The organism is Acidobacteriota bacterium, from assembly GCA_038040445.1.
In the GTDB taxonomy this organism is placed as follows: Bacteria; Acidobacteriota; Blastocatellia; order UBA7656; family UBA7656; genus Onstottus_A; species Onstottus_A frigus.
Genome location: JBBPIG010000058.1, coordinates 11,068 through 15,967 on the forward strand (window position 1 = coordinate 11,068; position 4,900 = coordinate 15,967).

3 protein-coding genes are annotated in these 4,900 nt (G+C 57.1%); 2 read left to right on the plus strand and 1 reads right to left on the minus strand.

From position 1 onward, the window contains the following. Positions 1-2,947: POTRA domain-containing protein (locus tag AABO57_28620; GenBank protein MEK6289699.1), on the plus strand; the 2,947-nt coding region annotated here is incomplete at its 5' end. Positions 2,948-3,179: 232 nt separating this feature from the next. Further along, positions 3,180-3,812 (plus strand): hypothetical protein, encoded by a 633-nt coding sequence (locus tag AABO57_28625; protein ID MEK6289700.1) that lies wholly within the window; start codon positions 3,180-3,182, stop codon positions 3,810-3,812. Between the two features lie 427 nt (positions 3,813-4,239). Here the strand turns inward: AABO57_28625 and AABO57_28630 are convergent, their stop codons facing one another. Beyond that, complete coding sequence (locus tag AABO57_28630; GenBank protein ID MEK6289701.1) at positions 4,240-4,668, minus strand: hypothetical protein; 429 nt, start codon at positions 4,666-4,668, stop codon at positions 4,240-4,242. Between the last annotated feature and the right edge of the window lie 232 nt (positions 4,669-4,900).

Below are 4,900 nucleotides of genomic sequence, written 5' to 3' on the forward strand. Positions count from 1 at the left end.
TCGCCCGTCGGCCGGTCGCCCGTCGTACGTCGTCCGTCGCACTCTGCCCTTCGCCCTGTGCGCTTTGCTCTTTGCTTTTTGCCTCGTGCCTTCAGGACTGGCAAGTGAGGTCGGCGACTTTCTCGGGCGGCAGGTGACGCGGGTGGACGTGGTCATCGAGGGTGCGCCAAACGCAAACGTCGTTGAGATAAGGTCGCTGCTCGACGTCGCGCCGGGCCAGGACTACTCGCCGGTTCGCATTCACGATTCGCTGCTGAGACTCCATCGCTCGGGGCTGATCTCGGGCGCGCGAGTTGAAGGGGCCAACGATGGGGCGAACGGTGTTGCGCTGCGTTTCATCGTCAAGCCGCAAGCTCGCATTGAGAACGTCGTCTTCGAGGGCACGCCGAGTTTTCCGCCAGCAGAACTCAAAGCGAGGTTGAATCAACTCGATGCCGGAGAGCGCCTCTCGCTTGGCGCCGTAACGCGCGGGCTCGGAGACCTTACCGCCTACTATTCTGCGCGCGGCTACTATCAAGCAAAGATCAACTATGAGATACGGCTAGACTCTACGAGCACTCGAGCCGTGGTCGTCTACAACATCACACCCGGAGAGCAGGCTCGCGTGGCGAGCTACAAGCTCGAAATCAAAGGCACCGAGATCGATCTGTCGAAAGTGACGCCCAAAATAGTCGAAGGCCAGCCCTTCAGTCAGGCCCTCGTGCAGGACGCGATGGATCATACAAAAGAAGCGTATTTGAAAGAGGGCTACCTCGCGGCGCGCGTTACCAACAACATCACGACGGACACCAACAACAACTCAGCCGCCGTTGCCATCAACGTGGAATCAGGCCCTCGGGTCGACATTATAGTTACCGGTCTCGATATCAAGCCGAAGGATAAGATAAAAGTTCTACCCTTTTACACCCAGGGCGGCATCGATGATTTCACGCTTGAAGAAGGGCGGCGCAGTTTGTTGGATTACGCGCAGCGGCAAGGTTACTTCTTTGCCGGCGTGGACCGCCCAAATATGCCCGATCTCTCTCAGCCGTCAGTTACCCTGACCTATACGATCGATCCAGGCAAACGGTACAAGCTCAGCGATATCGAGATTGAGGGCGTGGATGCGATCCCACACCGCACGCTCGAAGATCAGATGAAGTCGAAGATGGCCACGTCTATTCCGTTTTTCGGAAGCCGGGGTATCACAAGCGATGACATTCTCCGCCAGGACGCGAATCTGGTCTCCAAGCGCCTGCGCTCGCTCGGCTACCGCAGGGCGCACGTAGAGGTCAGACGCGGCGTGTCGCTGAAAGGGGACAAACTGATCATCACCTTTGAGGTTGATCAAGGGCCGCGGACCTACGTCGAAGAGGTAGGTATGCGCGGCAATCAGGTGATGACCACCGCCGAGTTGACGCAGCGGCTGGAGATCAAGCTCGGCGACCCGCTGGTTGAAAGCGTAGTGACCAATGATGCCGATCAACTGCTTGCCGCTTACACCACGCCGGGATTCGCTTCCGCTGAAGTCTCGTCTGACGTGGTGGATATGGGCAGCGTCGACGGCCAGGACCGCGTGCGATTGATGTTCAACGTGACGGAAGGGAATCGGGTTCGCATTCACGGCGTGACAACGCGCGGCGCGGCTGTCACCAGCACCAGCCGGCTCACCCGCGACTTCTACCTTTTCAAAGCGGGTGAATGGCTGCGCACGGACCTGTTGCAGGAAACCGAGCGCCAACTCTATGAGACCAACGCCTTCAACTCGGTAACGATCAGTTCAGATGCGATCGGCCAAAATGCAAACGGCATCGAAGAACGCGACGTGACGGTGAACGTGCTCGAGGCGAAGCGCCGCGATGTGGTCTACGGGCTCGGTTATCAGACGAATACGGCCAACACCAAAACGATTCCGGCGCTCAGTTTTCTCGGCGGTGTGCGCGGGCTTACGCAGCTCACCTATTACAACCTGTTTGGCATGCTGGACAGCGCCAGCACCCAGATACGCGTCTCGCAGAACGAGCTATTCGGGCAGCTATCGTTTCAGAATCCGCGTCCGTTCGGAAAGGACTTTCCAGCGCTCATTTCGATCTTCGCGCGAAGGCTGGGCGAGAAGAGCTTTCGTACCGATCGCTACACGGCGAACTTGCAAGTAGAAAAGCGTTACTCACTCGACTTCATCGTCTACTTCAGCTACTACTTTGAACGGATCAGCATCTTCGACCTCCCGTGCTCGGCGCCCAGCCCCGATTGCGAGGGGCTTACCCTTGAAGAGATCAGGCGCGACTCGCAACCGATCAGGCTTGGCCGTATCGGGCCGAGTTTTGTGCGTGATAAACGCGACAACAAGTTCGATCCGACATCGGGCAATCAAACCATTGGCAGCTTCTTCGTTGCGGCGACCGCTCTGGGCGGCAACGAGGCGTTTGTGAAGTTCTACGCCGAGCACGCTCGCTTTTATCCGATTAAGCGATTCCGCGACACCGTCTTTTCAATGTCGGCGCGGCTGGGACTGGCCAGTCCGTTCGGTGGCAGGGATTCGATGCCTATCTCCGAGCGGTTTTTTGCCGGCGGGGCGCGCGATCTTCGAGGTCTCGGGTTTGAAGAAGCGGGACCGCAAATACTGGTACCCAAGCGCGACTCAAACGGGGACGTAGTAAAAGATGGGAACGGAAACACGATTAAGGTCTTGAGCCCGCTGGGCGGCAACGCGGTGCTGGTACTAAGCAGCGAGGTCAGATTTCCGCTATTTGGACCCGTTGGAGGCGCGGTATTTTCTGATACCGGCAACGTGTTCGCGCGGGTGCGTGACATCAAGCTCGGCAACATCACTCAGACGTTTGGCTTCGGGTTGAGGCTTAAGACGCCGATCGGGCCGGTGAGATTTGATTACGGTTTTCTCGTCGCGAACAAGCCGCCGAATGTAGCCGGCTCGCATAAACATTTCACTATAGGGCAGACGTTTTAGCATGCTAAGTGGATCGATAGATCGATTGTTCTGCTCTCTCTCCGAGAGGAAGCGCGCAGTAACAAGCAACTTTCCCCGAATCACAGGTTGGGAAGGGTGGCTTGCCCCCGCTTTTGTGAAAAGAGATGAGATCGCGGGCGCAACCTTACAAGAGGCGGGGGCAAGCCACCCTTCCCAACCTGTGATCCGGGCGAAACGCCAGTTTGCCCCGAAACTCATTGCCGGCGCCTTAATGCTTTGTATGATTGCGCTGATCGCGCCGCGGGCTCATGCGCAACAAATCGTGGATCAGATACTAACCCTGGTCAACGATGAAATCATCACGCGCATTGACTTGCTGTGGAGCATCGCAATGGATGCGCAAGCGCCAAGCCCGGTCGGTCCTGTCGGATCTGATCTTCTCAGCCGGAAGCTTGACGTGATGATTGATGAACGGTTGATCGCGCAGGAGGCCGCGCGCATTCCGACGACCGAGATAACCCAGGACGAGATCGACAAGAAGCGGACGGAGCTGATCAAGACCTTCAAATCCGAAGCGCAGTTTCGTGAGCGGGCCGGTTCAGTTGGCCTGACGCCGCAGAAGATCGACGAGCTGATCCGCCACAGGATCTTGATCGACAGGTTTGTTGATTTCAGGTTCCGATCGTTTGTCGTTGTCACCGAGCAGGAGATCAAACGCTACTACGACGAGACCCTTGCGCCCAGGGTTCGTGCCGGTGGTCAGGTCCCGCCGCCGCTTGAAGACCAACAGGTCCGTGACTTGATCGTCGCATTCTTGAAGCAGGAAAAGATCGACGCCGAGGTCAACCGCTGGCTCGCCTCTGCTCGCCAGCGAGCTGACGTCGTTCAGCTTGCCGAGCCTTAAGCTCCATCTCATTCGCACCCGCCAGTGCCAGGGCACACTCCCGCCGCCGGAACCGTGTATCAAGCAAACGGCCGGCTGCTCCAAGAAAGTCTGCATCATGTGACTCGCGTTTCCGTCATGCTTAGTGAGGGCATTCTCGCACTCGCAACTAATTTCAGAACGATAGAAGGGGTCTTGAGCGATGGACCCGCGAATAGAAGAAGTAATCGACTCAATGACGGACGATCTTCGGCACAATCCGTCTCTCGCCGAGATTGCCGAGTCCGTGAACCTTTCGCTATCTCGGTTCTCGCATCTATTCAAGCTGGCGACGAGCCAGTCTCCTGGGCAGTACCTGAGAAAGCTGAGAATGGAGAGAGCAAGAGAGTTGTTGGAGACCACCTGGATGAAGGTCAAAGATATCAGCGCCGCCGTTGGAGTGAGCGACTCAAGCCACTTTGTGCGTGAGTTCAAGAAGCTTTACGGAGCGTTCCCAACCGACTATCGAATTCATCTCCCGCGCGCTTTCCCTGCCCAATTGGAACGCCCACAGCGGCAGCAAGGGCACCGGCACGATGATTGGCCCTGCGTGAATGAACACAATAGACGCCGCAAGCCCGCTGAAGAAGGAACCAAGTTCGCCGCCCGCGGAACTGAGCGTGCTCAGCGTAGAGCCAACCGTTGAAGCCAGCGCCGGCACTGGATAGAGGATTGTCTTGAGCGTCACTCCGGGCACAGGCCAGATTAGCATGTTCAAGATTATCGCGAGGCACGCCACCTTCCTGCGAAGCCCGCGGTGAAACAGGCTGCGAAGTGACCCGGCGATAGACACAAGAAGTTTAGATTCGGAGAAATACTTGTTGGATAGGCCGCTCATAAGAACCTCCGGCGCAAACATACTCACCCCAAAACTGATTCCAAAAGAGTTCCCAGGAATATTGCCGCGAGTCTACGCCAGGTCTTTCGCTGATTCAATAGGCCATTCCTGCTACCCATCAGATTGTCTTGTCATTCTGATTGTGCGGCGATGCTGAGTATGGCCGAGCGGACGGCCCGCGTGGCAGCCGTAAAGGTCTCCCCCCATAAGCTTGTTGGTTATGTTGGGGATT

What these genes read in the sequence shown, in the direction of transcription:
- AABO57_28630 (MEK6289701.1), bottom strand. Translation starts at nt 4,668, where the DNA reads ATGAGCGGCCTATCCAACAAGTATTTCTCCGAATCTAAACTTCTTGTG.
- AABO57_28625 (MEK6289700.1), top strand. Translation starts at nt 3,180, where the DNA reads ATGCTTTGTATGATTGCGCTGATCGCGCCGCGGGCTCATGCGCAACAA.